A 26183-nucleotide genomic window follows, 5' to 3' on the forward strand; every position below is an offset into this window, starting at 1 on the left:
CCGCGACCGGGATCGGCCGGGTCAGTCGATCCGCCGCGGGCCGCCCAGGACCTGCCGTTCCGCCTGCCCGGCGACGACCCGTACGTACTGCCGGCTCATCCGGGTCGTCCAGAGCGTCAGGTCCTCGGCGAGGGTGGGCAGCGCCCCGACCTCGGGCGGGCCGAGCGACAGCACCCGGCCGATCAGCTCCGCCTCCTGCGGCGAGACCCGTTGCACCCCGACCAGGTCGGCCGCGTTGAGCACCCGGGCCGCGTTCGGCCCCAGGTACGGCAGCACGGTCAGGGTGGTCTGCCAGGGTGTGGCGGAGAGCCGGCTGCCGGGCGGGCGGGCGCCGAGGTCGCGCACCACCAGGACCGGCGAGGTGACCGAGGCGCCCTGCGGGCCGAGTCTGCCGACCTGGTGGACGGTGACGCACGGCTGACCGCCGCCGGCGGCCTGAGCGAGCGGGCCCCACAGGTGGGCGCGGGCGGTCTCCACGGCGACCCGGGCGCCGGTGGCGGCCGCCCGCAGCGCGATGACCTGAGCCGTCCAGACGCCGCCGACCAGGACCAGGTCGTAGGCGCCGGGCCGGAACAGTCCGAGCACGGCGGGCTGCGCCCGGTGCACGTCCTGGCCGATCAGTACGCCGTCGTCGCCGACCGGGAAGGCCAGCGCGGCCAGATCCCCGACGGCCAGCACGTGCTTCTCCCGCCGCGGGCCGCGAAGCCCGAAGCCGGGCAGCAGCCGGGACGGGATCCTCGGCCGCCGCCCGGCTCCGGTCGGCGCACCGGTCGGCCGGTAGCCCTGGTACGCCATCAGGCGGTACCTCCCAGCGGGAGGGTGGCGAGCACGCCGGGGGCCTGCTCCAGGTCGAGCCGGGTCAGCCCCAGGCCGGCGCCCTGCGCGCGGGCCTCGACCCGGCGTCCGATCCGGACGGCCTCGCTCTCGCTGCGCCCGGTCACCCGGACGTGGCCGCTGAGTGTCACCGAGCCGCCGGTGCCGTGCCCGGCGGTGAGGCTGAAGGTGCTCGCCAGCGCGGGTGCGCCGGTGACCAGGTTCACCAGGTCGGGGACGGCGATCCGGCCGGGGGCGCCGCCGGGGCGGCCGAGTTGCGGCCAGCGGGAGATCCAGTAGGTGCTGTGCCAGCGGTCGTCGACCCGCCAGAACCGGTTGCCCTCCTGGGTGCGCCGCCCGCTGCCGCCGCCGCCCGCGCCCTGGCGGCCGGCCGTGGCCAGGGGGTTGACGCACGCGGAGGTGGAGAGCGCGGCGACCAGCTCGCGCTCGTCGAGCACGGTCGCGTCGAAGCCCGCGCTGTTCAGACGCCCGGCGAGCTGGTCGGTGACCCGCTGGAGTGCCTTGCGGGCGCCCTCCTCGCCGCCGCCCCGGGCGCGCACCGCGGTGGCCGCCCGTTCGGGGTCGAGCTTGAGGGCCACCCAGGTGAGCCGCAGGCCGGGGGTGGCTGCGCCGTCCGGCAGCTCCCGGTAGGCACGGGCGGCCAGCGACTGTTCGGGCAGGTGCGGCGCGGGCGCCGGCCGGGTGTGCTGGACCAGCTGGACCGACTCCAGGGTGATGTCGTCCACCCGCAGCACGGAGCAGACGACGTCCAGGGGGAGCGGCCGGGCGGTGCGGGCGGGGCGCAGCGGGCGCTCCTTGGTCTGGACGAGCAGGACGGTGCTCAGGAAGGTGCCGTCGCCGACCATGCCGGTCTCCCGGCGGACCGGACGGCCGCCGAAGGCCGCCTCGGTGGTGTGGGTGCAGGTGCGCAGCGCGGGCTCCAGCTCCAGCGCGGGGGCGAGCGCCGGGTCGGTGCCGGCCGGCGGTGCGTCGGCCCGGGCGCGCTTCCGGCGGGCCCGCAGGGCGGCCCGGACCCGCAGCGCCTCGGGGGCGGTGCGGCCGCGGACCGGGACGACCGCGAGCACGAGCAGGGCCAGGGCGATCGCGCCGAACGCGGCGGCGACCGGTCGGCTGATTGTCCAGCCGACTGCGGCCAGTGCCGACGCGACCTCGACGAGCACCAGTTGGTGGAGCGCCAGGCGACCGCCCAGGAGCCCGGGGCGGGGGTGGATGCGGACCGGGACGGGGCCGTCGGCCGGGTCGGGGCGGGTCGGGGCGGCGGAGGTGCCGGGGCCGGGTCGCGGGCGGGGTCCGGGGCGGCGTGGTCCGCTGTTCCGTGCCGTACTGCGACGTCCTGGAGCGGTCTGGCCTGGCATCCCCCGGTGGCCCCTTTCGCTAAGTCAGTTGTCTTGTCCCGCTGGCACGTTCGCGATCCGTGCCCGTACCGTACTCACCGTCTGCTGCCGCATCGTAGAGGTTCGAGCACGTTCTCGCCCGGCGGATGCGGACCACGGGGCAGGTCGGTCTGACAGGGGGGACGACGAGCATGGCATCGCGTCGGGACGAGCTGAACGCCTACACCTTCGCCCGCAGGCGCACGGTCGGAGCCTTCCTCCTGCCCGGTGGCGGGGGGAGCGACGAGGACGCGCCGCGTCCGGTGAGGGCGGTCCTGCCGAGCGTGGTCGTCGGGGCGCTGGTGGTCGGTGGCTTCGGGCTCTGGGGGGTGTTCCGGCCGAGCGCGCCGCTCGGCTGGGACGAGGGCAGGTTCATCGTCCAGGGCAAGCAGAGCACCACCCGGTACGTCGTGCTGACCGATCCGGACGGCCGGACCAAGCGGTTGCACCAGGTGCTGAACATGTCGTCGGCGCGGCTGGTGCTGCCGGTGGGCGCCAAGGTGGTGGTGGTCGCCGACGGGGTGCTCGACAAGTACCCCAACCACGGCCCGACGATCGGCATCCCCTACGCCCCGGACAAGTTGCCGTCGAGGGAGAACGCGAGCCGGCCGATGAAGTGGTCGGTCTGCGACCGTCCGGGCGCGGACGACGGGGGGAACACGGTCAACCAGGCGGTCTTCGTGGCGGGCGGCGCCGACGCCCGGGCGCTGGAGGCTCCGGACCGGCTGCTCGACGTCGACCAGGCGCTGCTGGTGCAGCAGGCGGACGACCCGCAGGTGGCGGCCCGCTCCGGGCAGGCCGGTGCGGGCGGGGGGCGGTTGAGGCTGTTCCTGGTGGACTCGAAGGGCCGGAGGCACGCGATCGGCGGTCCGGAGGACTCGGACGCCACGCGGACGCAGCTGATGGGGGCGGTCTTCGGGGCGACCGCCAACCCGCAGAAGGTGAAGAAGGACTGGCTGGACACGCTGGCGCCGGGCAGTGACATCGTCTTCCCGCGGATCGACGGGCTGGTGCCGGACACCAAGGCCCCCAACTCCTCCGTGGCGTTGCAGAATCCGGAGAACCGCAAGGTGGGCCGGCTGGTCCGGTTCGGTGACCGGCACTACGTGGTGGGGAGGAGCCGGCTGCTGCTGATCACCCCGTTCCAGGCCGAACTGATCAGGCAGAACCCGCTGTTGCAGCCGCTGTACGACCAGGATGCCAACCGGAACCCGCGGATCGAGGACATCACCCCGGCCGAGCACGCCGCGCTCAACAGCAGCACTCCGCTGACGGCCGACGGCGCCGCCGACTGGCCCACCAGGACGGGTGCCCCGGTCAACGACTGGCAGGCGCAGAAGGGCGCGAGGGCCGTGGTCTGCAGCACCTTCGACGGGGTGGCGGAGGACGGCAGGTCCCCGCGGCGCAGCGTCTGGGCCGGCACGGACTATCCGGCGCGGTACGGCAACGGGGCGGCGTCGGCGCACGTGACGCCCGGCCACGGCCTGTTCTACCGGGCGCTGGACAACGGGACGGACGGTTCCGGCACCGACTTCCTGATCACCGAGACGGGCCTGCGGTACGCGGTGCCGGCCAGCGGCGACAGCGGCAAGGGCGATCAGGCCGCGGCGTCGGCCCAGCCGGTCCCGTCGGCCTCGTCGGCCTCGTCGGCCTCGTCCGGACAGTCCGGGGCCCCGGCCGCGGCGGGCCGGCCGGAGGAGGCGGGCGGCAACCAGGCCCGGCTCGGCTACCAGGGCCTGCAGCCGGCCCCCGTCCCCCGGCAGTGGTCGAACCTGGTGCCGGCCGGCCCGGCGCTCAATGCCAGGAGCGCAGCTCAGCAGCAGAACGCATGATCGGTCTATCGCCTTTCAGGGCAAGGAAACTGACGTGATGTCATGGCTTGGTAACCGGCCCCCGCGCGAGGTTGGGTGAGCTGCGTGTGCCGACTACAGTGCTGCAGGACATCACACCGGTGATGCGCGGGGGGCTCGGAACCGGCGCCCCGGACACAGGGTCTGTCTCGTGGGGGACGGTGGAGCATGGGTCAGTTCAGGACGACCGCTCAGGAGATGCTGGCGTTCGCCAAGCACATGGACGAGGTCATCGGCGCGATCAACACCGAGATCAACGGCCTCAACAACCTGGTCACCTCGATCACCAGCGGTTGGCAGGGGCAGGCCGCGCAGGCGTACACGAACCTCCAGGGCCAGTTCAACACGGACGCCCAGGAGCTCAACAAGTCGCTGGTGGCGATCAAGGAAGCGATCGAGCTCACGACCCAGAAGTACGCGCAGGCCGACGCGGAGCAGCAGGCGACCTTCGGCGCCGGCACGGTCTGATCCCCGTTCCGTCCGCTCACCCGGCGACGCGCCCCTCGGGTGATGGGGTGCTTCGCAGCCTCGACTAGGAGACATCGTGGCCGAACACATTCTCGTCAACTTCAGCACCATCAAGAGCGCCAGTTCCGAGGTTCGGCGGACCGCGCAGACGGTCAACGCCCAGCTTGAGGAGCTGAAGGCGGGTGTCACCAAAATCGCCACCAGTTGGGAGGGCGTCGCCCAGCAGGGCTACCAGGCCCACCAGACGAAGTGGGACGAGCGCGCCGCGCACCTGCAGCAGGTGCTGGCGCAGATCGCCAACTCCCTGGACAAGGCGGCCGAGAGCTACCAGAACACCGAGAACCGCAACGCCACCCTCTGGACGGGCTGACGGCGGGCTGCGGCCCGAGCACGACTCGACGAGGGGCGGGTTGCCCGGCGGGCACCCGCCCCTGGCGCGCAACCGGGGTGGACGACATGAGGGGTGGCAGGGTGCCGGGCAGGTACCGGACGGCGGCCGTGGCGCTGGCGTCGCTGGCGGTGCTCGGCGGCCCGGCGGTGGCCCCGTCGGTCGCCGCCGGACCGGGTGCCGCCGCCGGACCGGGCATCGCCGCGGCCGGGGACTGCGGCAGGTCCGCGCCGAACGTGCAGGCCGTGCCGTGGTCCCTGCAGCGGATGGTGCTGGACGAGCTCTGGCAGGGCGGCGCGACCACCGGCGCGGGGGTGCTGGTCGCGGTCATCGACACCGGGGTGGACGACCAGAACCCGCAGCTCGCGCACCGGGTGATCGACGGCGGATCGCTGCTGAAGGACAAGGAGGGCCGCCGGATCGAGGGCGGCGGCAAGAACGACCTGGTCGGGCACGGCACCAAGGTCGCCGGCATCATCGCCGCCGGGCGCAGCGAGCAGACCGGCTTCGTCGGCATCGCCCCGGGCGCCACCATCCTGTCGATCCGGCAGAACGACGCGGAGGGCAACGGGGACGTCCACTCGCTGGTCGAGGCGATCGACTCGGCCGTCCGGCAGGGCGCGAGGGTCGTCAACATCTCCCAGGACGTGCGCGGCGCGGGCGACAGCGGGTTCGTCGGCTACGCCGAGCTGAAGGCCGCGATCGAGAATGCCGAGAGCCGGGGCGCGGTGGTGGTGGCCTCCAGCGGCAACGACGGCAGGAAGGGCGACACCTACCCGGCGGCCTTCCCGACCGTGCTCGCCGTCGGCGCCTCGGACCGAAACAACGAGCGGACCTACTTCTCCCAGTACGGCGACTTCGTGGACGTCGCGGCGCCCGGGGTCGACATGCTCTCCACCGTCCCGCGCGGCGGCCAGTGCGTGGACAACGGCACCAGCTTCGCCGCGCCGTACGTGGCCGGGCTGGCCGCGCTGCTGGTCGGCGCGCACGGGGACTGGCGGCCGAGCCAGGTGCGGGCCTGGATCGAGCAGACCGCGCAGCGTACCGACCACAAGCCCAACGAGTACGTCGGGTGGGGCGTCGTCGACCCGGTGAAGGCCGTGGCCACCGCGCCCGTCGCGCCGCCGGACCGGGCCACCGAGGATCCGCCGGTCCGGCTGGCCGCCGCCCCGATCGTGCCGCGGCCGCCCGGCCTCGGCGAGACCCGGGCCGACCGGGACGGCCGGACCGCCACCTATGTGCTGGGTGTCGGCGCCCTGCTGGTGGCCCTGGTGATCGGCGGCGCCGTGGTGCTCCGCGACCACCGCCGCCGGCCCTCGGACTGAGTTCCGGAATCTTTTCCGGTCGGGTTGTAACATCCGGCCCCGCTCATCGCATCCCTCCCGTGTCGGGGGAGCGAGCGGGCGGGGGAGGCACGTCGGATGGGACGGACCGGGGGCACGCGCGAGGCCAAGGACGGGGAGTTCCTGGAGCTCGTGGCGGGCCACACGGGGCGGCTGTACCGCTCGGCGTGCCTGCTCACCAGTGGGGACACCCACTACGCGGAGGACCTCGTCCAGGAGGCCCTCGGGCGGATGTACGTGCTGTGGCGCCGCAGTGCCTGGACCGGCGGGCGGTACCAGGTCGAGAACCCCGGCGCGTACGCCCACACCGTCATGGTGCGGACCTTCCTCGCCCAGCAGCGCCGGCGTTCCAGCGGGGAGCGGCCCACCGGCGAGCTGCCCGAGCGTGCGGGCCGGGAGGCGGACCGCGCGCTGCGGCTGACCCTGCTCGACGCGCTCGGCGGGCTGCCGCCCAAGGACCGGGCGGTGCTGGTGCTGCGCTACTGGGAGGATCGCAGTGTCGAGGAGACCGCCGAGGTGCTGCGCGTCTCCTCGGGAGCGGTCCGGACCCGGACCACGCGGGCGCTGGCCCGGCTGCGGGCGCAGTTCGGGGAGACGCTGGCCGAGCTCGCCGTTCGATGACCGATCCTTGACGCTTCCTGTCGCTTCCGGACGTCTCCTGACCGCACGCCGCACACAGCTCACCGCACACAGCTCACCGCACACCACACACCGAGCCCCCCGCCCTACCGCTGCCCGGCGCCCCCGGCCCCGCGCTCGCACCGACGCCCGGTGCCACCCGCCACCACCCGCCACCTATTGAAACGGTGATCACGCATGTCCGAACAGGACAGGTTCGAGGATGATCTTCTCTTCGCCATGACCCGCACGGGTGAGGGCTTCGGAGGCGAGGGCCGGCAGGCGCTGGCGGTCGGTGGCCTGGCCCGGGGCCGCCGGCTCCGCCGCCGGCGCTCGGCCACCGCGGCGCTGGGCGGCGCGGTCGCGCTGGCCCTGGTTGGCACCGGCGCGATGTACCTCACCGGCGGCACCGGAGGCTCCCCGGCCACCGCGCCGCAGACCGCACCCGCGGCGGGCGGCGGAACCGCGAGCGTGAGCGCCACCGGCACCGGCACCGGTACCGACCAGAGCGACCAGAGCGACCAGGGAGGCCAGGGAGGCCAGGACGGGGCCCCGGCCCGCGCCTACTCCGTCCCCGAGGCGATCGCCGTCCTCCGGACCCTGCTGCCCGCGGGCAAGGTCACCGGTGATGCCGCCGGGCCGCTGCTCTTCGACGACGGCAAGGGCGGGTCCGTGCTGAGCCTCTCGCTGGACCGGTACGGGGAGGGCGACGCACGCCGTACGGAGAACGGCTGCCCGGACCGGAAGGCGATGCGGTTCGACGCCTGCACCTCGACCGCCCTGCCGGGCGGCGGCTCGCTGACCGTGTTCCAGGGCTACGAGTACCCCGACAACCGGGCCGAGACCAAGCGGTGGTTCGCCCGGCTGGTCGGCCAGGACGGCCGGATGGTCCAGCTGACCGAGTGGAACGCCCCGGCCGCGAAGGGGGCGCCGGTCTCCCGGCCCGCCCCGCCGCTGACGCCCGAGCAGCTGACGGCGGTGGTCACCGGCAAGTCCTGGGACCGGATCGTCGCGGGCATCCCCCTCCCGGCGCCGGTGAAGCCGCGCGACACCGAGGAGTACGGCAAGGACGAGATCCTGGCGATCACCGCCGGGCTGCTGCCGGCCGGTCTGAAGCAGACCGAGACCGGCGGCCAGCCGGGCTTCGCCGACTTCGTGGTGGACGACGGCAAGGGCAAGTCCCTGGTGCAGGTCAACGTGCAGGACGGGAGCCATGACAATGCGGTCGAGCTGTTGTTCGGCAACGCCGAGAGGCTCCCGGACGGCACCCGGGTGACCGTCCTCAAGCAGGGCGGCATGTGGACGGTCGACACCCTCCACGCGGACGGCCTGCGGGTGGTGATCAGCGCCTTCAACAGCGCCGGCCTGCGCACCCCGGTCACCCGGGCCACCCCGGCGCTGACCGTCGAGCAGCTGAAGGCGGTCGCCACGGCCCCGCAGTGGAAGCTCAAGAAGTAGCGGCGGCCGGGCCACGACACGGCAGTGCCCCGGGCCGGGGGGCCCGGGGCACTGCCGCGTGGGGGAGGGGGGAGGTCGGGTTCCGGCCGGATCAGCCCTGCTGGTCCTCGGGGAGGCTGATCACCCAGCGGGTGTCCTGCCGGGGGCGCAGGTAGAACAGCCAGTAGAGGGTGGCGGCCGCGGTGATGCCGCCGGTCCACAGCAGCGGCACGGTGTCGAGCTGGGTGATGATGTAGACCAGCACGACGATCAGGACCACCGGGACGGCGGGCCAGAGCGGCATCCGCCAGGCGGCTGCGTGCTTGTGCCGGTCGCGGCGGGAGAGCAGCGCGGCGATCGCGACCAGCAGGTACATCCCGGTGACGGCGACGCCGGTGATCTCGCTGAGCAGCTCGCCCTCGACGAAGCAGAGCGCGGCGCCCGGCAGGCCGACGGCCAGGGTGGCGACCCACGGGGAACCGAACCGGCCCAGGGTGGCGAAGGCCTTGTTGACCGGGTCGGGCCAGGCCTTGTCGCGGGCCGAGGCGAACAGCACCCGGGAGTTCTGGATGACCATGACGATGCCGGCGTTGATGATGGCCAGGGCGACGCAGAGGCTGATGAAGGTGCCGACCGCGGAGTTGCTCCAGGCGGTGACCATGCCGGAGATGTCGCCCGAGCTGAGCGTCGCCAGGTCGGGGGCGCCCACGGTGATCGCGGTGACCGGGACGAGGATGACGGCGGCGGAGATGCCCAGCGTCCACAGCACGGTGCGGGAGACGTTGCGGCGCGGGTTCTCCAGCTCCTCGGAGAGGTAGACCGCGGTGGAGAAGCCCTGGGTGATGAAGAGCGCGATGCCGAGTGCGCCGATGACGGCGCCGATGCTCACCGTGGTGGTGACGCCGTCCTCGCCGGTGACGACGCCGTGCAGCATGCTCGGCGCGTCGCTGTTGGCGTGGGCGAAGCCCAGCACCGAGACGACCCCGGCGGCGATGACCTCCAGGACCAGGAAGATGCCGGTGATCCAGGCGTTGGCGCGCAGGTCGAGCAGGCCGGCCAGGGTGGCGGCGAGCATCACCGCGGCGCCGGCGATCGGCTTGTCGACGTGGAGCACGGGCGCGAGGTAGTCGGCGGTGCCGAGGGCGATCACCGAGGGGACGATCATCACCACGATCAGCGAGAGCACGAAGACCAGCCAGCCGGCCAGCCGTCCGGCCAGCGTGCCGACCATCGCGTACTCGCCGCCCGCGCTGGGGATCAGGGTGCCGAGCTCGGAGTAGCAGAAGGCGACCGCGATACAGAGCACCGAGCCGATCGCGATGGCCAGCGCGGTGGCGCTGCCGATGCTGGAGAACAGCTCCGGGACGATCACGAAGAGCGTGGAGGCCGGGGTGACGCAGGACAGCGTGAGCAGCGTGCCGCCCACGACGCCGATCGAGCGCTTGAGCGTCTGCGGGGCGGCGGCGGTGCCCGCGGTCGCCGTGGCGGGGGCTACGGCGCGTGGCGGGCGAAGCGTGTCGGTCATGAGGCTTCCGATCGGCTCTGTGCGGTCCTGGAGAGGGAGCGGTATCGCCTCCGCTGGCTGGTTGCTCGGTTTCTGGTTCTGTCGCTCCCGGGCCGCCATGGAACCTTGCCCGTATCGATCGAGTCAATCGTCGAATTGCTTCGGAATCCGTTGCGGTCGACGGCATAAGCATGCGATCTCATGATCACAGATCGTCATCACTATGCATGTCCGACTTGTTACCTTCGCCACCCTGGGTCTGAATCCAAGGTGAACGCGGGATTGCGAGCGCCCATTCAAAGGCGGCGTCTCGACGTCAGGACAGGTCGATCGGCCGCCCCCGGGTGGCCCGCCCGCCGTTCCGGGAGGTGCGGGAACCGCAGCCCTCCGGCGTAAAGATCTAGGTAACGTTTCAGCAGATGGGACGTGGGGCGGGGCCGGACCCCCACGGATCCGGCCCGTCGATCACCCTCCGTCACCTGTGTCGGGTCCGTCGTGCATAGCCGCGCCGGCGCGTCACGACGCCGGCAGCCAGCCGGTCTGGACCATCTGCCCGCCGGTCACCCGGCGCGAGACGAACACCCCGCGGCCCGGCGGCAGCGCCTGCGGCTTGACCGTGCCCAGCAGCGCCCCCTCGTCCCGGTTGCCGGACAGCAGCACGCCCTGGCCGCCCAGCTCGCGCATCCGCTGCATGAACGGCTCGTACAGCGACCGGCCGGCCCCGCCCGCGCTCCGCGCCACGATCACCCGCAGACCGATGTCGCGGGCGAACGGCAGGAACTCCGTCAGCGCGGCCAGCGGGTTGCCGGAGGCGGTGGCCACCAGCTCGTAGTCGTCCACGACGACGAACATGTCCTTGCCGCTGTACCAGCTGCGGTTGCGCAGCTGCTCGGGGGTCACGTCCGGTCCGGGCAGACGGCGGGCGCACGCCCCGCGCAGCATCTCGACCACCCGGGTCATGGCCGGCTGCGCGGCCGCGTACTCCACCAGGTGGTCCGGCGGCACGGTGCCGAGCAGCGCCCGCCGGTAGTCGCCCACCACGATGCCCGCCTGGTCCGGGGTGTACCGGTCGGTGATCTGCTTGACCAGCATCCGCAGCAGCGCCGACTTCCCGGACTCGGTGTCGCCGAAGACGATGAACAGCGGATCGGTCTCGAAGTTGACGAAGGTCGGTGCCAGCTCCGCCTCGTCGACGCCGAACGCGACGCCCCGCTCCGGGTGCTCGAAGCCCTTCGGCAGCGCGCGGCCGTCCAGCACCGTCGGCAGCATCCGCACCTGCGGCGCGCGCGGGCCCGTCCAGGCGGCGTCGACGGCCGCGACCAGTCCGGCCACGCCGTCCCGGAGGTCGTCCACCGCGCTCGACCCGTCGAGCCGCGGCAGGCCGGTGAGGAAGTGCAGCCGGTCCGCGGTGACCCCGCGCCCCGGGACGGCCGGCACGTTCTGCGCCACCCGGCGGTCCACCTCGGACTCCATCGCGTCGCCGAGCTTCAGTTCGGTCCGGTTCTGCAGCAGGTCCTTGAGCGCCGGCCGCACCTCCGCGTACCGGGCGGCGGTGACGATCAGGTGGACGCCGTAGCCGAGGCCGCGCTGGGCGATGTCCCCGATCACGCCCTCCAGCATCTCGAACTCCTGCTTGAAGGTGTTCCAGCCGTCGATCACCAGGAAGACGTCGCCGAACCGCTCGTCCGGCAGCTGTCCGGCCGCCCGGCGGGAGCGGTAGGTCGCGATGGAGTCGAGTCCGGTCGCCCGGAACAGCTCCTCGCGCCGGTTCAGCACGCCGTGCACCTCGGAGACGGTCCGGCGGACCTTCTCGACGTCCAGCCGCCCGGCCACCCCGCCGACGTGCGGCAGGTCCTGGAGCGACTGGAAGCCGCCGCCGCCGAAGTCCAGCAGGTAGAACTGCACCTCCAGCGGGGTGTGGGTGAGCGCGAACGCGGCCACCGCGGTGCGCACCACCGTCGACTTGCCGGACCGGGGGCCGCCGACGACCAGTCCGTGGCCGGCCGCGCCCGCGTAGTCCTGGTCGAGGATGTCGCGCTTCTGGTCGCGCGGGCGGTCCACGGTGCCGACCGGCACCCGCAGCCGGCCCAGCACCCCGTACCCGGGTGCGGTCAGCCCGCGTTCCGGGGTCGTCCGGAGCGGCGGCAGCAGCTGGTCCACGCTCGGCGGCGCGTCCAGCGGCGGCAGCCACACCTGGTGCGCGGCCGGGCCCTGGCCCGCCATCCGCTGCACGAACACGTCCAGCACGGTGTCCACCAGGGCGTCGTCCTGCTCCTCGGCGAGCGGCTCGACCTCCTGCACCGGCGGTTCCGACACCGCCACCTCGGCCGCCGTGAACACCACCGGCCGCGCGGTCACCAGCCGGCCGCCGGTCGACCGCTGCTGCCCCGGCGCCCGGTACGGCCCGGACACGTACGCGGCCTTGAACCGCTCCATCACGTCGGTGCCGAACTTGAGGTAGCCGACGCCCGGCACCGGCGGCAGGTGGTAGGCGTCCGGCACGCCGATCGCCGCCCGCGACTCGGCCGCGGAGAAGGTGCGCAGGCCGATCCGGTACGAGAGGTAGGTGTCCAGGCCGCGCAGCTTGCCCTCCTCCAGGCGCTGCGAGGCCAGCAGCAGGTGCACCCCCAGCGACCGGCCGATCCGGCCGATCTGGATGAACATGTCGATGAAGTCGGGCTTGGCGGTGAGGAGTTCGGAGAACTCGTCGATGATCAGCACCAGCGAGGGCAGCGGGTCCAGCGCCGCGCCGGCCGCCCGGGCCCGCTCGTACTCGTGGACGTTGGCGTAGTTGCCCGCCCGGTGCAGCAGCTCCTGGCGGCGGTTGAGTTCGCCCTCGATCGCGTCCCGCATGCGGTCGACCAGGGTGAGCTGACCCTCCAGGTTGGTGATCACCGCCGAGGTGTGCGGCATGTCCGCCATCCCCGCGAAGGTGGCCCCGCCCTTGAAGTCGGCGAGAACGAAGTTCAGGGTCTCCGAGGTGTGCGTCATCGCCAGCGCCAGCACCAGGGTGCGCAGCAGCTCGGACTTGCCGGAGCCGGTCGCGCCGACGCACAGGCCGTGCGGACCCATGCCCTCCAGCGCGGCCTCCTTGATGTCCAGGTGGATGTGCTCGCCGCCGGCCCCGACCCCGATCGGCACCCGCAGCCGCTCGTGCTGCGCCCGCCGGCGCCAGCTGCGGGTCACGTCGAAGGAGCCCGGGTCGCCCGAGTTCATCAGGTCGGTGAAGTCGAGGTTGGAGAGCAGCGGTTCGTCGTCGCCGCCGGCCGACGCCCGGTACGGGGCCAGCTGGCGGGCGAGCGCCTCCGACTGCCAGGCCGACAGGACGTCCGGCTTGCCGGAGTACGTCGCGCCCGACGCCGAGCGGAGCACCAGCGTGTCCGGCGAGACCGTCATGATCAGATGCCCGGTCGGCTCGTCCAGGTCACCGGGAACCACCTCGATGACGGTCACCCCGTGCACGCCGTCGGCACCGGCCAGCAAGGAGTCGTGCGGCACCGCGGCGCCGTCCGTCACGACGACGACGTGCGGCTGGTCCGGGGACGGCGCGGCGTCCCGGACGAACCGCTGGCGGCCCGCCAGTTCGTCCTGCAGCAGGAACTCCAGCTCGCCGAGGCCGGTGGCGGTCAGCCGGCGCGAGCCCGCGCCGTCGTACTCCTTGCGGTGCTGGTTGTGCGGGAGCCACTTGGTCCACTCCCACTCCTCCGCCGCGCCCGGTGCCGCGGCCACCGCCACCAGCAGGTCGTCCGGCGAGTGCAGTGTCGTCAACTGGGCGATCATCGCCCGTACGTTGCCGTACACGGTGTCCGGGTCCCCGCACACCGTGACGTGGTAGAACGCCCGCAGCGAGACCGCCAACGGCAGGTCCTGCAGGGTGCCGTGGGCCTTCAGGAAGGTCTGCATCGCGGCCGCCGAGAGCGGCTCCAGCTCGTCCATCGGCGCCGTCTGCGGTGCGACCAGCGGGGTGGACAGCTGCACCGGCCCCCGGCCGACCCGGATCTGTGCGAAGTCGGCGTCGCCGGTGCGGCGTTCCCAGATCCGCCGGCCGTCCGCCACGATCGACCAGAGCTGGTCGGGCTCGGGATTGAGGAACAGCTGCGCGCCGCGCTGGCGCTCGGCGGTCCGGCGCACCTGGCGGCGCATCTGCTGCAGGTACTTGAGGTAGTCGCGGCGCTCGTCCGCGGTGGCGGTGGAGCCGCCCCGGCGGACGCGGACGATCTGGGCGAGCACCATGCCGACCGTCGAGACGATCATCAGACCGCCCATGATCTTCATCGGGGCCGGGGCGCCCGGAGAGAAGAAGAAGACCGCCGACCCGCCCATCCCGACCATCGGCAGGATGCCCATCACCCAGTCCTCGCCGCCCGAACGGGGCAGCTCGGGCGGGCCGACCAGCTCCACCGGCTCGTCCGGCACCGCCGGCGGATAGGCCCGGGGCGGCCGCTTCACCGTGATCACGCCCATGCGCGCCCCACCCCACGACCACGAACGCTTCGCTCGATCACTACGGCATCAGCCCTCACGCCACTGGATCCGTACGGGTGAGGGCGCCCCGTGTGGCGCCGCCCCCGCTCCGCCGACCGCAGGCACCCGGGAGGGGAGCGTGGCCCCGCCCCCGTCGCCTCGCGCAGGGGCCGATCCTACTGGGCGCCCCGCCTCGCCACACCGCCGTCCGTCCGCCCGTCCGCCGCCCTGCGTCGAGGACGGGCGCGAGCCGGACGGTAAAGTGACGCTGCGTCAACGTGCGTCCCGGGTAGACCGGTTCCGATCGAAGGCCGCGATCGGGACCGGGTCGAACCGGCCGCCGGCGCACGGCGCGCCGTCAACGGAACCACCGGCAGAACCATCAGCGGAACCGGCAAGGTCAGCAGGTCGGCAGGGCCGACGAGGGGGAGCGCCCAGTGCGTCGAGCGAACGCGAGGTCCCGGTCATGAACACCTCTGCCACCACCGGCTTCTGCCGGGTCACCGTCGTCGCCCCGGACAGCCGGATCGACGTCGCCCTGCCCGAGGACATCCCGCTCGCGGACGTGTATCCCGAGGTGCTGCGGCTCTCCCACCAGACCCGGCCGGACGGCGCCCCCACCGGATTCCACCTCGTCCGCCGCGACGGCACCGTCCTCGACGGCAGCCTGTCGCTCGCCGCCCAGCAGGTGCGCGACGGCGACCTGCTCAGCCTCCGCCCGTTCGCGGAGTCGCTGCCCCCCGCCGTCTACGACGACGTCGCCGACGCCATCGCCACCGCCGGTGAGACCGACCGCCGGTTCTGGAGCCCCGAACTGATGCGGGCCTTCGGCCTGACCGGCGCGGGCGTGCTGCTCGCCCTGCTCGGCTTCGTGCTCTGGTTCGCCGACCTGCGTCACGACATGCACGGCCTGCCCGGCGTGCTCTCCGGCGTCGTCGCCGTCGTGCTCACCGCCTTCGCCGGTGTGCGGGCCCGGGTCTACCGGGACGCCTGGGCCGGTCTCGCGCTCGGCCTCGGCGCCCTTCCGCACGCCGTGATCGCCGGCAGCGGGATCCTCTCCCCGGCCACGGCCCTGGAGGGCCCCGGCCGGCTCCACTTCCTCACCGGCTGCGTGACCGTCCTGGTCGTCGCCGTCCTGCTGGTCGGTTTGCTGCCCGAGAAGGACGCGCCGTTCGTCGCGGCCGCCTTCCTGTCCGCCGCCGGTGCGCTTGCCACCTTCGCGGCCGTCCTGCTGCCCGACACCCCGGCCGACCACATCGCCGCCGTCACCGGTGTCACCGCCGTCGCCGTGATCGGCTTCCTGCCCGGCCTCTCCGCCCGCTTCGCCCGGCTGCCCGTCGGATTCAGCGCCCCCGGCCAGGCCCGCACGCGCAGCCGCGACCACGACGAGGAGGCCGACCGCGCCGAACTGGTGCAGTACGAGCGGATCGCCCACCAGGCCCGCCGCGGCCACGAGGTGCTGGTGGGCCTGGTCGGCGGCTGCGCCGCGGTCATCGTCGGCGCCTGCGCGGTGCTGGGCTTCACCGACGGGACCTTCCCCGAACTGCTCGCCCTCGCCCTCGGGCTCGCCACCGTGCTCCGGGCCCGGCTCTTCCGCTACAGCGCGCAGGTCCTCGCCCTGACCGTGGCCGGCCTGTCCGGACTCGCCCTGCTGGTCGTCGGACTCGCCCTGCACACCCCGCAGTTCGTCCTCCGCGCGGGTGCCGGCTCCACCGGTGCGGACCTGCGCACCGTCTGGCTGACCGCCTCGATCGCCTTCGGCGCCGCGGTCCTCGTCGCGATCGCCCTGGTAGTGCCCCGACTCGGCGTCTCCCCGTTCTGGGGGCGGATCCTGGACCTGGTCGACAGTCTGACCCTGATGGCGCTGGTCCCGCTGGTGCTGGCGGTCCTCGACGTCTACCGGCTGGTGCGCGGAGCCACCGGCTGACCCGCCCCGTCCTGCCGGGCACCGGCCGCCGTCGGGCGGGATCACCGGCACTGGTACGCTTGGCCTTCGAGCGCAGCCGTGTGTCCGCCCCCGTCGGGGGCGCCGACCGCCGGCCGCGCCCGTCACGACACCGAGTTCTCACAGAGTCCTGTGCCGTAGACCAGGACCGCTTGGTATCACTTCGAAGGAGTTGCACGTGGCTCTCGCCTCTGACGTCAAGAAGCAGATCTTCGCCGAGTTCGGCCAGAAGGAGGGCGACACCGGCTCCCCCGAGGTCCAGGTCGCCATGCTCTCCCGCCGCATCGCGGACCTGACCGAGCACCTCAAGGTCCACAAGCACGACCACCACTCGCGCCGTGGCCTGCTCATCCTGGTCGGCCAGCGTCGCCGTCTGCTGCAGTACCTGGCCAAGAAGGACATCGAGCGCTTCCGTACGCTCGTCGACCGCCTGGGCATCCGCCGCGGTGCCGCCGGTGGCGCCCGCTAAGACCGCCGCTCGGGGCGGCTCCCCACACCGGGGGGCCGCCCCTCGCGCGTATGCTGCGGCCGATGGCCCGGGGCGCCCCTGGCGGCGCCCGAACATAACAACTCGCGCGCACCTCCCCAGGTGCCCGAGGATTGCACCGTAGGGTTGTGGGAAATGCCGGTGATGGCGCTGTCGAGCGCCACCCAGGCAGAAAGACCCCAGACCCCCCGCGGGACGAAGGCTTCAAACGGAAGCCGCCCGCATCCGAGAGAGCGTCCAGACGCGGACCGCCAACCCGGACCCGGCCAGTCGAGAGGCGCCGGTCCTCGGTAGTGGCCGCCGGAAGCCCCGCAGACCGAAGCGGGGCGCACCGGAGGCTTCGATCGAAGACCGGCCCGACTGCCCCCCTCTGCGAAAGAGGGCCAGGGGCCCCCGGCAGACGATGCGCGGGGACGCTCTCCCGGAGAACGTACGAAAGAGGAGATCTTCCAGGTGGAAGAGAACGTGTTCTATGCCGAGGCCGTGATCGACAACGGTTCCTTCGGTACCCGTACCATCCGCTTCGAGACCGGCCGTCTGGCCCGTCAGGCCGCCGGCTCCGCCGTGGCCTACCTGGACGACGACACCATGGTGCTGTCGGCGACCAGCGCGTCCAAGCAGCCGAAGGAGCACTTCGACTTCTTCCCGCTGACGGTGGACGTCGAGGAGCGGATGTACGCCGCCGGCCGCATCCCCGGCTCCTTCTTCCGTCGTGAGGGCCGGCCCTCCGAGGACGCGATCCTCACCTGCCGCCTGATCGACCGCCCGCTGCGCCCGTCCTTCGTCAAGGGCCTGCGCAACGAGATCCAGGTCGTCGTCACCGTGATGGCGCTCAACCCGGACCACCTGTACGACGTGGTGGCCATCAACGCCGCCTCCGCCTCCACCCAGCTGGCGGGCCTGCCGTTCTCCGGCCCGATCGGTGGCGTGCGCGTCGCCCTGATCAACGGCCAGTGGGTGGCCTTCCCGACCCACAGCGAGCTGGAGTCGGCCGTCTTCGACATGGTCGTGGCCGGCCGCACCCTGCCGGACGGCGACGTCGCGATCATGATGGTCGAGGCCGAGGCCACGAACAAGACCATCAAGCTCGTCGAGGGCGGCGCCGAGGCGCCGACCGAGGAGATCGTCGCCGCCGGTCTGGACGCCGCCAAGCCGTTCATCAAGGTGCTCTGCGCCGCCCAGGCCCAGCTGGCCGCCCAGGCCGCCAAGCCGACCGGCGAGTTCCCGGTCTTCCTGGACTACCAGGACGACGTGCTCGCCGCGCTGTCCGCCGCCGTCAAGGACGAGCTGGCGCAGGCCCTCACCATCGCGGGCAAGCAGGAGCGCAACAACGAGCTGGACCGCGTCAAGGCGCTGGCCGCCGAGAAGCTGCTGCCCGAGTTCGAGGGTCGCGAGAAGGAGATCAGCGCCGCCTACAACGCGCTGACCAAGAAGACCGTCCGCGAGCGCGTCATCAAGGACAAGGTCCGCATCGACGGCCGCGGTGTCACCGACATCCGCACCCTGGCCGCCGAGGTCGAGGCCATCCCGCGGGTGCACGGCTCGGCCCTGTTCGAGCGCGGCGAGACCCAGATCCTGGGCGTCACTACGCTGAACATGCTCCGCATGGAGCAGCAGCTGGACACGCTCTCCCCGGAGACGCGTCGCCGCTACATGCACAACTACAACTTCCCGCCGTACTCGGTCGGCGAGACCGGCCGCGTCGGTTCGCCGAAGCGCCGCGAGATCGGCCACGGCGCGCTCGCCGAGCGGGCGATCCTGCCGGTCCTGCCGACCCGCGAGGAGTTCCCGTACGCCATCCGCCAGGTCTCCGAGGCGCTGAGCTCCAACGGCTCCACCTCGATGGGCTCGGTCTGCGCCTCGACCATGTCGCTGCTGAACGCCGGTGTGCCGCTGAAGGCCGCCGTCGCCGGTATCGCCATGGGCCTGATCTCGCAGGAGATCGACGGTGAGACCCACTACGTGACCCTCACCGACATCCTCGGTGCCGAGGACGCGTACGGCGACATGGACTTCAAGGTCGCCGGTACCCGCAACTTCATCACCGCCCTGCAGCTGGACACCAAGCTCAACGGCATCCCGGCGTCGGTGCTGGCCGCCGCGCTGAAGCAGGCCCGCGACGCCCGCCTGCACATCCTCGACGTGATGAACGAGGCCATCGACTCCCCGGACGAGATGTCCCCGAACGCGCCGCGCATCATCACCATCAAGATCCCGGTGGACAAGATCGGTGAGGTCATCGGCCCCAAGGGCAAGATGATCAACCAGATCCAGGAGGACACCGGCGCCGAGATCACGATCGAGGACGACGGCACCATCTACATCGGTGCCGCCGACGGCCCGGCCGCCGAGGCCGCCCGCACCACGATCAACCAGATCGCGAACCCGACCATGCCGGAGGTCGGAGAGCGTTACCTGGGCACCGTGGTCAAGACCACGACCTTCGGTGCCTTCGTGTCGCTCATGCCGGGCAAGGACGGTCTGCTGCACATCTCGCAGATCCGCAAGCTGGCCGGCGGCAAGCGCGTCGAGAACGTCGAGGACGTCCTCGGCGTCGGCGCCAAGGTGCAGGTCGAGATCGCCGAGATCGACCCGCGCGGCAAGCTCTCCCTGATCCCGGTCGTCGAGGGCGAAGAGGCCGGCGAGGCCGCTTCCGAGTGAAGCGCCGCTAGCTGACCCAGCGGCCCGCACGCCCCCGTCGGCGTGCGGGCCGCACCCTGTTGTCCCGCTCCCCATGCTCTCTACGGATTGCTTTCTACGGAGGTACCACCGTGGCCCAGGCCTCGGCGGCGAAGCAGCGCCCCGGCACGACCCGGACCCTGCTCAAGGGCGCGGACGGCGCCGGCACGGTGCGCCGCACCGTCCTCCCCGGCGGCCTGCGCGTCGTCACCGAGACCCTGCCGACGGTGCGCTCCGCGACCTTCGGCATCTGGGTCGGCGTCGGCTCGCGTGACGAGACCCCGCAGCTCAACGGCGCCACCCACTACCTGGAGCACCTGCTCTTCAAGGGCACCGAGCGGCGCAGCGCGCTGGACATCTCGGCCGCCCTGGACGCGGTCGGCGGCGAGATGAACGCCTTCACCGCCAAGGAGAACACCTGCTACTACGCGCGGGTGCTCGACACCGACCTCCCGCTGGCCATCGACGTGGTCTGCGACATGCTCACCGGCTCCCTGATCCGCCCGGAGGACGTCGAGGCCGAACGCGGCGTCATCCTGGAGGAGATGGCGATGGCCGAGGACGATCCCGGTGACGTCGTCCACGACCTCTTCGCCAAGGTGATCTTCGGCACCGGCCCGCTCGGCCGCCCGATCCTCGGCACCCAGGAGACCGTCCGGTCGCTCACCCGCGACCAGATCGCCGGCTTCTTCCACCGCCGCTACAAGCCCGAGCACCTGGTCGTCGCCGCGGCCGGCAACCTCGACCACCGCAAGGTCGTCAAGCAGGTCGAGCAGGCCTTCGCCCCGCTGCTGGCCCGCTCCGAGGCCGCCCCCGCCGAGGCGCGGCGCGGCGTCAAGACGCTGCGCACCGCCGGCCGGGTGGAGGTGCTCCAGCGCACCACCGAGCAGGCCCACCTGGTGCTGGGCGTGCCCGGTGTGCCCCGGCACGACGAGCGCCGCTGGGCGATGGGCGTGCTCAACGCGGCCCTCGGCGGCGGCATGAGCTCGCGGCTCTTCCAGGAGGTCCGCGAGAAGCGCGGCCTGGCGTACTCGGTCTACTCCTACTCCTCCTCGTACGCGGACAGCGGCCTGTTCGGCATCTACGCCGGCTGCCAGCCCAAGCGGGTCGAGGAGGTGCTGCGGATCTGCCGCGAGGAGCTCGCCAAGGTGGTCGCCGAGGGCATCACCGAGGAGGAGCTGCACCGCGCCGTCGGCCAGATCTCCGGTTCCACCGTGCTCGGCATGGAGGACACCGGCTCGCTGATGAACCGGATCGGCAAGGCGGAGCTCAGCTACGGCCACCACCTGTCGGTGGACGAGATGCTGGCGAAGATTGCGGCCGTGACCCTGGACGACGTGCACGCCGTGGCCCGTGATGTGCTGGGTGCCCACCGGCCGTCGCTCGCGCTGATCGGTCCGATCAACGACAAGCGGGCCGCCCGGCTCGCCGACCTGCTGGTCTGAAGGGACTTCTCACCATGACGCTGCGTGTCGCCGTGATCGGCGCCAAGGGGCGGATCGGCTCGGAGGCCGTCAAGGCCGTCGAGGCCGCCCCGGACCTGGAGCTGGTCGCCACCCTCGGGCGGGGGTCGGAGCTCTCCGAGCTCACCGACGCCGGCGTGCAGGTCGCCGTCGAGCTGACCCATCCCGACTCGGTGATGGACAACCTCGACTACTGCCTGCAGCACGGCATCCACGTGGTCACCGGCACCACCGGCTGGACCGACGAGCGGCTGGCCACCGTCCGCGGCCGGCTCGACGGGGCACCGGAGCTCGGCCTGCTGATCGCGCCGAACTTCTCCATCGGCGCCGTGCTCGGCATGAAGTTCGCCCAGACCGCGGCCCGGTACTTCGAGTCGGTCGAGGTGGTCGAGCTGCACCACGACCACAAGGCCGACGCGCCCAGTGGCACCGCCACCCGCACCGCCCAGCTGATCGCCGCCGCCCGCGCCGAGGCCGGCCGGCCGCCGCAGCAGGACCCGACCACGCACGGCCTGCCCGGCGCCCGCGGCGCCGACGTGGACGGCGTGCCCGTGCACGCCGTCCGGCTGCGCGGTCTGCTCGCCCACCAGCAGGTGATGTTCGGGGACACCGGTGAGACCCTCACCATCCGCCACGACTCGCTGCACCACAGCAGCTTCATGCCGGGCATCCTGCTCGGCGTGCGCAAGGTCGTGGAGACTCCCGGGCTGACCCTCGGCCTCGAACACTTCCTGGACCTGTGACCGTGTCCGCCCCCCGGAGCGCGTCGTGACCTCCCGTACCGGCTTCTTCGTCCTCTCCGGCGTCCTGCTGCTGGTCGCCCTGGTCTGCGTGGGCGAGGGTGTCCAACTGCTCGCCACCGGCAAACCGCTGGGCATCGGCCTGGGCCTCTGCGCCTTCGTCGTCCCGGTGATCGGCGTCTGGTTCCTGCGCCAGACGGTCCGCTTCGGCCGGTACAGCGAGCGGCTCGCCAAGGAGCTGGAGGCCGAGGGCGGCCTGCCGGTCGACGAGCTGAAGCGCACCACCGGCGGGCGGATCGACCGCGCCTCGGCCGATGCGGTGTTCGCCCGTCGCCGGGCCGAGGCCGAGGCGGCCCCGGGGGACTGGCGGGTGTTCTTCCGCCTGGCGGTCGCGTACGCCGACGCGGGCGACGTGCCGCGCGCCCGCAAGACCATGCAGCACGCGATCCGGCTGCACCGCACCGCGGGCGCGACCAGTACCACTGGCACCACCGGCACCACTGGCACCACCGGCACCACCGAATCCGCGAGGAGTAACGCGTGAGCGACCGCACGACGGCCCCCCAGTTCCGCAGCGACGTGACCGTGGACCTGGTCCGCAGCGCCGCCGCCGACTCGGACGTCATCTGGGCGGCCCGGGTCTCGACGGCGGGGGAGCAGTCCCTGGAGGCGCTCCAGGAGGACCCGGAGAAGTCCAAGGGCCTGATCAACTACCTGATGCGGGACCGGCACGGCACGCCGTTCGAGCACAACTCGATGACCTTCTTCATCAGCGCGCCGATCTTCGTCTTCCGCGAGTTCCACCGCCACCGCAGCGGCTGGTCCTACAACGAGGAGTCCGGGCGCTACCGCGAGCTGGAGCCGGTCTTCTACGTGCCCGCCGAGGAGCGCAAGCTGGTCCAGCAGGGCCGCCCGGGCCGGTACGAGTTCGTCGAGGGCACGGCGGAGCAGCACAGGACCGTCACCGCCTCGATGGAGGCCGCCTACGGCGAGGCGTACGAGCGGTACCAGGAGATGCTGGACGCGGGCGTGGCCCGCGAGGTGGCCCGTGCGGTGCTGCCGGTCGGTCTCTTCTCCTCGATGTACGCGACCTGCAACGCGCGCTCGCTGATGCACTTCCTGTCGCTGCGCACCAAGCGGGAGAACTCGGCGGTCCCGTCGTTCCCCCAGCGCGAGATCGAGATGGTGGCCGAGCAGATGGAGGAGCGGTGGGCCGAGCTCATGCCGCTCACCCGTGCGGCCTTCGAGAAGCACGGCCGGGTCGCCCCCTGACCTGCGACGACGAGCAGATGGGCGGAGTGTCGGGCATGTCTGGATTGCGGCATTTCTGACCTCTCCCTACGCTCGTGAACACGGATTCCGGTGCTGCTTGAACCCCCGAGCACGCAGCACCGGAATCCCATGTCCGCGCTGTCGGCGCGGCCTCCGGTGCGGCCGCCCGAGCGGCGCACCTGTCCGAACCCTGGACCGGCCTGGGTACCGCCCCACCGCCTACGAGTAGCTTTGGACGCATGGCTCCGACCTCCACCTCCCAGACGCCCTTCGGCCGGGTCCTGACCGCGATGGTGACCCCGTTCACCGCCGACGGCGGCCTCGACCTCGACGGCGCCCAGCGCCTCGCCGCGCACCTCGTCGACTCGGGCAACGACGGCCTCGTCGTCAACGGCACCACCGGCGAGTCCCCGACCACCAGCGACGCCGAGAAGGCCCGGCTCGTCCGCGCGGTGGTGGAGGCGGTGGGGGACCGGGCACACGTGGTGGCCGGCGTCGGCACCAACGACACGCACCACAGCGCCGACCTGGCCCGCCAGGCCGAGGCCGCCGGGGCGCACGGCCTGCTGGTCGTCACGCCGTACTACAGCAAGCCCCCGCAGGAGGGCCTGTACCGGCACACCACGCACATCGCCGACGCCACCGGCCTGCCGGTCATGCTGTACGACATCCCCGGCCGCAGCGGTGTCGCGCTGAGCCACGAGACCCTGGTCCGGCTCGGCGAGCACCCGCGGATCGTCGCCAACAAGGACGCCAAGGGCGACCTCGGCGCCGCCGCCTGGGCCATCGCCCGCTCGGACCTGGCCTGGTACTCCGGCGACGACATCCTCAACCTGCCGCTGCTGTCGGTCGGAGCCGTGGGTGTGGTGAGCGTCGTCGGACACCTGGTCGCCGCCGAGCTGCGGGCCATGGTCGAGGCCTTCCTGTCCGGCGATGTGGCCAAGGCCACGGCCGTCCACCAGCGCCTGCTGCCGGTCTTCACCGGTATCTTCCGCACGCAGGGCGTCATCCTCACCAAGGCCGCACTGGAGCTCCAGGGACACCCGTCCGGGCCGCTGCGGCTGCCCCTCGTCGGCGCGACCCCCGAGGAGATCGCGCAACTGAAGAAGGATCTCGCCGCCGGCGGGGTAGACCTGTAACAGACACAGACGTGCGCGCCCCGGCTCGCCGGACCCTCACGGGTTCGCCGCTGGACCGGACCGAAGGCGCGAATGCACAGACCCAGTAGGAAAAACCGACACTGAGTACGCACGCCATATGTCTCGCGGGGGAGGACCCCCGGGCATATGGCGTGCGCCGTGAGGAGAGTCTTTTGAGCCACCCGCATCCCGAACTCGGCGCACCCCCCGCTCTCAAGCAGGGCGCCCTGCGTATCACTCCGCTCGGCGGTCTCGGCGAGATCGGCCGCAACATGACGGTCTTCGAGTACGGGGACCGCATTCTCATCGTCGACTGCGGCGTCCTCTTCCCGGAGGACGAGCAGCCCGGCGTCGACCTGATCCTCCCGGACTTCACCTACATCCGGGACCGCCTCGACAAGATCGACGGCATCGTCCTCACGCACGGCCACGAGGACCACATCGGCGCCGTGCCGTTCCTGCTCCGGGAGAACCCGGACATCCCGCTGATCGGCTCGAAGCTCACGCTCGCGCTGATCGAGGCGAAGCTCGCCGAGCACCGCATCCGGCCGTACGTCCTGGAGGTCAAGGAGGGCGACCGCGAGCGGATCGGTCCCTTCGACTGCCAGTTCATCGCGGTCAACCACTCCATCCCGGACGCGCTGGCCGTCGCCGTGCGCACGCCCGCCGGCATGGTCGTCGCCACCGGCGACTTCAAGATGGACCAGCTGCCGCTCGACGGCCGCCTCACCGACCTGCCGGCCTTCGCCAAGCTGGCGGAGGAGGGCATGGACCTGTTGCTGGTGGACTCCACCAACGCCGAGGTCCCCGGTTTCATCCCGAGCGAGCGCGACATCTCGGTCGCGCTGCGAAACGTTTTCGCGAACGCCGACAAGCGCATCATCGTGGCCTCGTTCGCGAGCCACGTGCACCGCATCCAGCAGGTGCTGGACGCCGCGCACGAGTACAAGCGGAAGGTCGCGTTCGTCGGCCGCTCGATGGTCCGCAACATGGGCATCGCCCGCGACCTCGGGTACCTGAAGGTCCCCGGCAACATGGTCGTCGACGTCAAGCAGCTGGACGACCTGCCGGACAAGGACGTCGTGCTGATCTGTACCGGTTCGCAGGGCGAGCCGATGGCCGCGCTGTCCCGGATGGCCAACCGCGACCACCAGATCCGCATCGTCGAGGGCGACACCGTCGTCCTGGCCTCGTCGCTGATCCCGGGCAACGAGAACGCCGTCTACCGGGTCATCAACGGCCTGACCCGCTGGGGCGCCAAGGTCGTGCACAAGGGCAACGCCAAGGTGCACGTCTCCGGCCACGCCTCGGCCGGCGAGCTGCTGTACTTCTTCAACATCTGCAAGCCGCGCAACCTGATGCCGGTCCACGGTGAATGGCGTCACCTGCGTGCCGCCGCCGATCTCGGTATCGCCACCGGCGTGCCGCGCAACCGGACGGTCATCGCCGAGGACGGCGTCTGCGTCGATCTGGAAGGCGGCGTCGCCCGGATCGTCGGCAAGGTCCAGGCCGGCTACGTCTACGTGGACGGCTCCTCGGTCGGTGACATCACCGAGGCCTCGCTCAAGGACCGCAGGATTCTCGGCGAGGAGGGCTTCATCTCCTGCTTCGTGGTGGTCGACTCCACCAACGGGAAGATCGTGGGCGGCCCGAGCATCCAGGCCCGTGGCTCGGGTATCGACGACGCCGCGTTCGCCCCCGTGACGGCCAAGCTGCAGGAGGCGCTCGACCGTTCGGCCGGCGACGGTGTCCTGGAGGTCCGCCAGGTCCAGCAGCTCGTCCGTCGGATTCTCGGCAAGTGGGTGGCGGACAACTACCGCCGCCGACCGATGATCCTGCCGGTCGTCGTCGAGGTCTGAGCCTTCGGCTCGCGACCCCTTGACCTCGGTTTGACGTGGGGCAGCCCGGTGCGTAATGTTCTCCGGGTTGCCCCACGGGACGGCCCCGGCAGAAGTTCTCGAACGAAATTCGAGAACGGAGCGCGGAAAACGACCCGAAAAACTCTGCTAGAGTTCGGGAGCGCCGAAAGGCCGAAGCACATCGGATGAATGAAACTCCGGAAAACGGAGCGGAAAACGTCTGGTAAGCTGGAAACACGAAAGAACGAAGCGCCCGGAGGGCCGGTGTGAAAGCCGCCTGAAGGAAGTGTCCGTTCCTTGAGAACTCAACAGCGTGCCAA

Annotated in this window: 19 protein-coding genes; 15 read left to right on the forward strand and 4 right to left on the reverse strand. The window is 72.1% G+C overall.

From position 1 onward, the window contains the following. Nucleotides 1-21 precede the first annotated feature (21 nt). Entirely contained in the window at nucleotides 22-795 is a 774-nt protein-coding gene (locus PUR61_RS09005) for a hypothetical protein (RefSeq protein WP_329877534.1), read from the reverse strand. Next, nucleotides 795-2189 (reverse strand): type VII secretion protein EccE, encoded by a 1395-nt coding sequence (gene eccE / locus PUR61_RS09010; RefSeq protein WP_329877536.1) that lies wholly within the window; start codon nucleotides 2187-2189, stop codon nucleotides 795-797. The genes PUR61_RS09005 and eccE overlap by 1 nt, the downstream gene beginning before the upstream one ends. A gap of 170 nt (nucleotides 2190-2359) precedes the next feature. Between eccE and PUR61_RS09015 the strand changes: the two genes are divergently transcribed. The 6 genes from PUR61_RS09015 (at nucleotide 2360) to PUR61_RS09040 (ending at nucleotide 8332) form a co-directional block, all read left to right on the forward strand. Next, on the forward strand, nucleotides 2360-4039 hold the full coding sequence (locus PUR61_RS09015; protein WP_329877538.1) for a type VII secretion protein EccB: 1680 nt from the start codon (nucleotides 2360-2362) through the stop codon (nucleotides 4037-4039). A gap of 186 nt (nucleotides 4040-4225) precedes the next feature. Beyond that, nucleotides 4226-4525, forward strand: coding sequence for a WXG100 family type VII secretion target (locus tag PUR61_RS09020; protein ID WP_329877540.1), 300 nt, complete (start codon nucleotides 4226-4228; stop codon nucleotides 4523-4525). Between the two features lie 76 nt (nucleotides 4526-4601). Then, nucleotides 4602-4895, forward strand: coding sequence for a WXG100 family type VII secretion target (locus PUR61_RS09025; protein WP_329877542.1), 294 nt, complete (start codon nucleotides 4602-4604; stop codon nucleotides 4893-4895). An 86-nt stretch (nucleotides 4896-4981) separates the two neighbouring features. Beyond that, nucleotides 4982-6238, forward strand: coding sequence for a type VII secretion-associated serine protease mycosin (gene mycP / locus PUR61_RS09030; RefSeq protein ID WP_329877544.1), 1257 nt, complete (start codon nucleotides 4982-4984; stop codon nucleotides 6236-6238). 96 nt (nucleotides 6239-6334) lie between these two features. Continuing rightward, nucleotides 6335-6877 (forward strand): SigE family RNA polymerase sigma factor, encoded by a 543-nt coding sequence (locus tag PUR61_RS09035; RefSeq protein WP_329877546.1) that lies wholly within the window; start codon nucleotides 6335-6337, stop codon nucleotides 6875-6877. 195 nt (nucleotides 6878-7072) lie between these two features. Continuing rightward, entirely contained in the window at nucleotides 7073-8332 is a 1260-nt protein-coding gene (locus PUR61_RS09040; protein WP_329877548.1) for a hypothetical protein, read from the forward strand. Between the two features lie 91 nt (nucleotides 8333-8423). On the opposite strand, the gene PUR61_RS09045 is transcribed toward PUR61_RS09040, so the two are convergent. Together PUR61_RS09045 and eccCa are read right to left on the reverse strand one after the other, a co-directional pair. Further along, nucleotides 8424-9836: an APC family permease gene (locus tag PUR61_RS09045; protein ID WP_329877550.1), complete on the reverse strand. Its 1413-nt coding sequence runs from the start codon at nucleotides 9834-9836 to the stop codon at nucleotides 8424-8426. Between the two features lie 495 nt (nucleotides 9837-10331). Beyond that, complete coding sequence (eccCa, locus tag PUR61_RS09050; RefSeq protein ID WP_329877552.1) at nucleotides 10332-14279, reverse strand: type VII secretion protein EccCa; 3948 nt, start codon at nucleotides 14277-14279, stop codon at nucleotides 10332-10334. Between the two features lie 466 nt (nucleotides 14280-14745). On the opposite strand from eccCa, the gene eccD reads away from it, so the two are divergent. From eccD to PUR61_RS09095, 9 genes are all read left to right on the forward strand, one after another. Continuing rightward, complete coding sequence (gene eccD / locus PUR61_RS09055) at nucleotides 14746-16206, forward strand: type VII secretion integral membrane protein EccD (RefSeq protein ID WP_329877554.1); 1461 nt, start codon at nucleotides 14746-14748, stop codon at nucleotides 16204-16206. 196 nt (nucleotides 16207-16402) lie between these two features. Continuing rightward, the gene (gene rpsO, locus PUR61_RS09060; RefSeq protein WP_329877556.1) at nucleotides 16403-16693 is read left to right on the forward strand and encodes a 30S ribosomal protein S15; all 291 of its coding nucleotides are present in this window, start codon (nucleotides 16403-16405) and stop codon (nucleotides 16691-16693) included. A gap of 471 nt (nucleotides 16694-17164) precedes the next feature. Then, nucleotides 17165-19372, forward strand: a complete 2208-nt coding sequence (locus PUR61_RS09065; RefSeq protein WP_329877558.1) for a polyribonucleotide nucleotidyltransferase — start codon at nucleotides 17165-17167, stop codon at nucleotides 19370-19372. A gap of 86 nt (nucleotides 19373-19458) precedes the next feature. Then, nucleotides 19459-20835, forward strand: coding sequence for a M16 family metallopeptidase (locus PUR61_RS09070; protein WP_443035140.1), 1377 nt, complete (start codon nucleotides 19459-19461; stop codon nucleotides 20833-20835). 14 nt (nucleotides 20836-20849) lie between these two features. Beyond that, entirely contained in the window at nucleotides 20850-21596 is a 747-nt protein-coding gene (gene dapB / locus PUR61_RS09075) for a 4-hydroxy-tetrahydrodipicolinate reductase (RefSeq protein WP_329877562.1), read from the forward strand. 25 nt (nucleotides 21597-21621) lie between these two features. Next, the gene (locus tag PUR61_RS09080; protein ID WP_329877564.1) at nucleotides 21622-22137 is read left to right on the forward strand and encodes a hypothetical protein; all 516 of its coding nucleotides are present in this window, start codon (nucleotides 21622-21624) and stop codon (nucleotides 22135-22137) included. Continuing rightward, nucleotides 22134-22865: an FAD-dependent thymidylate synthase gene (gene thyX / locus PUR61_RS09085; protein WP_329877566.1), complete on the forward strand. Its 732-nt coding sequence runs from the start codon at nucleotides 22134-22136 to the stop codon at nucleotides 22863-22865. Before PUR61_RS09080 ends, thyX begins: the two co-directional genes overlap by 4 nt. A 239-nt stretch (nucleotides 22866-23104) precedes the next feature. Beyond that, nucleotides 23105-24004, forward strand: a complete 900-nt coding sequence (gene dapA / locus PUR61_RS09090) for a 4-hydroxy-tetrahydrodipicolinate synthase (protein WP_329877568.1) — start codon at nucleotides 23105-23107, stop codon at nucleotides 24002-24004. 173 nt (nucleotides 24005-24177) lie between these two features. Beyond that, on the forward strand, nucleotides 24178-25863 hold the full coding sequence (locus PUR61_RS09095; RefSeq protein WP_329877570.1) for a ribonuclease J: 1686 nt from the start codon (nucleotides 24178-24180) through the stop codon (nucleotides 25861-25863). The last annotated feature ends 320 nt before the right edge of the window (nucleotides 25864-26183 follow it).

Source organism: Streptomyces sp. BE20, assembly GCF_036322525.1.
GTDB lineage: Bacteria > Actinomycetota > Actinomycetes > Streptomycetales > Streptomycetaceae > Kitasatospora.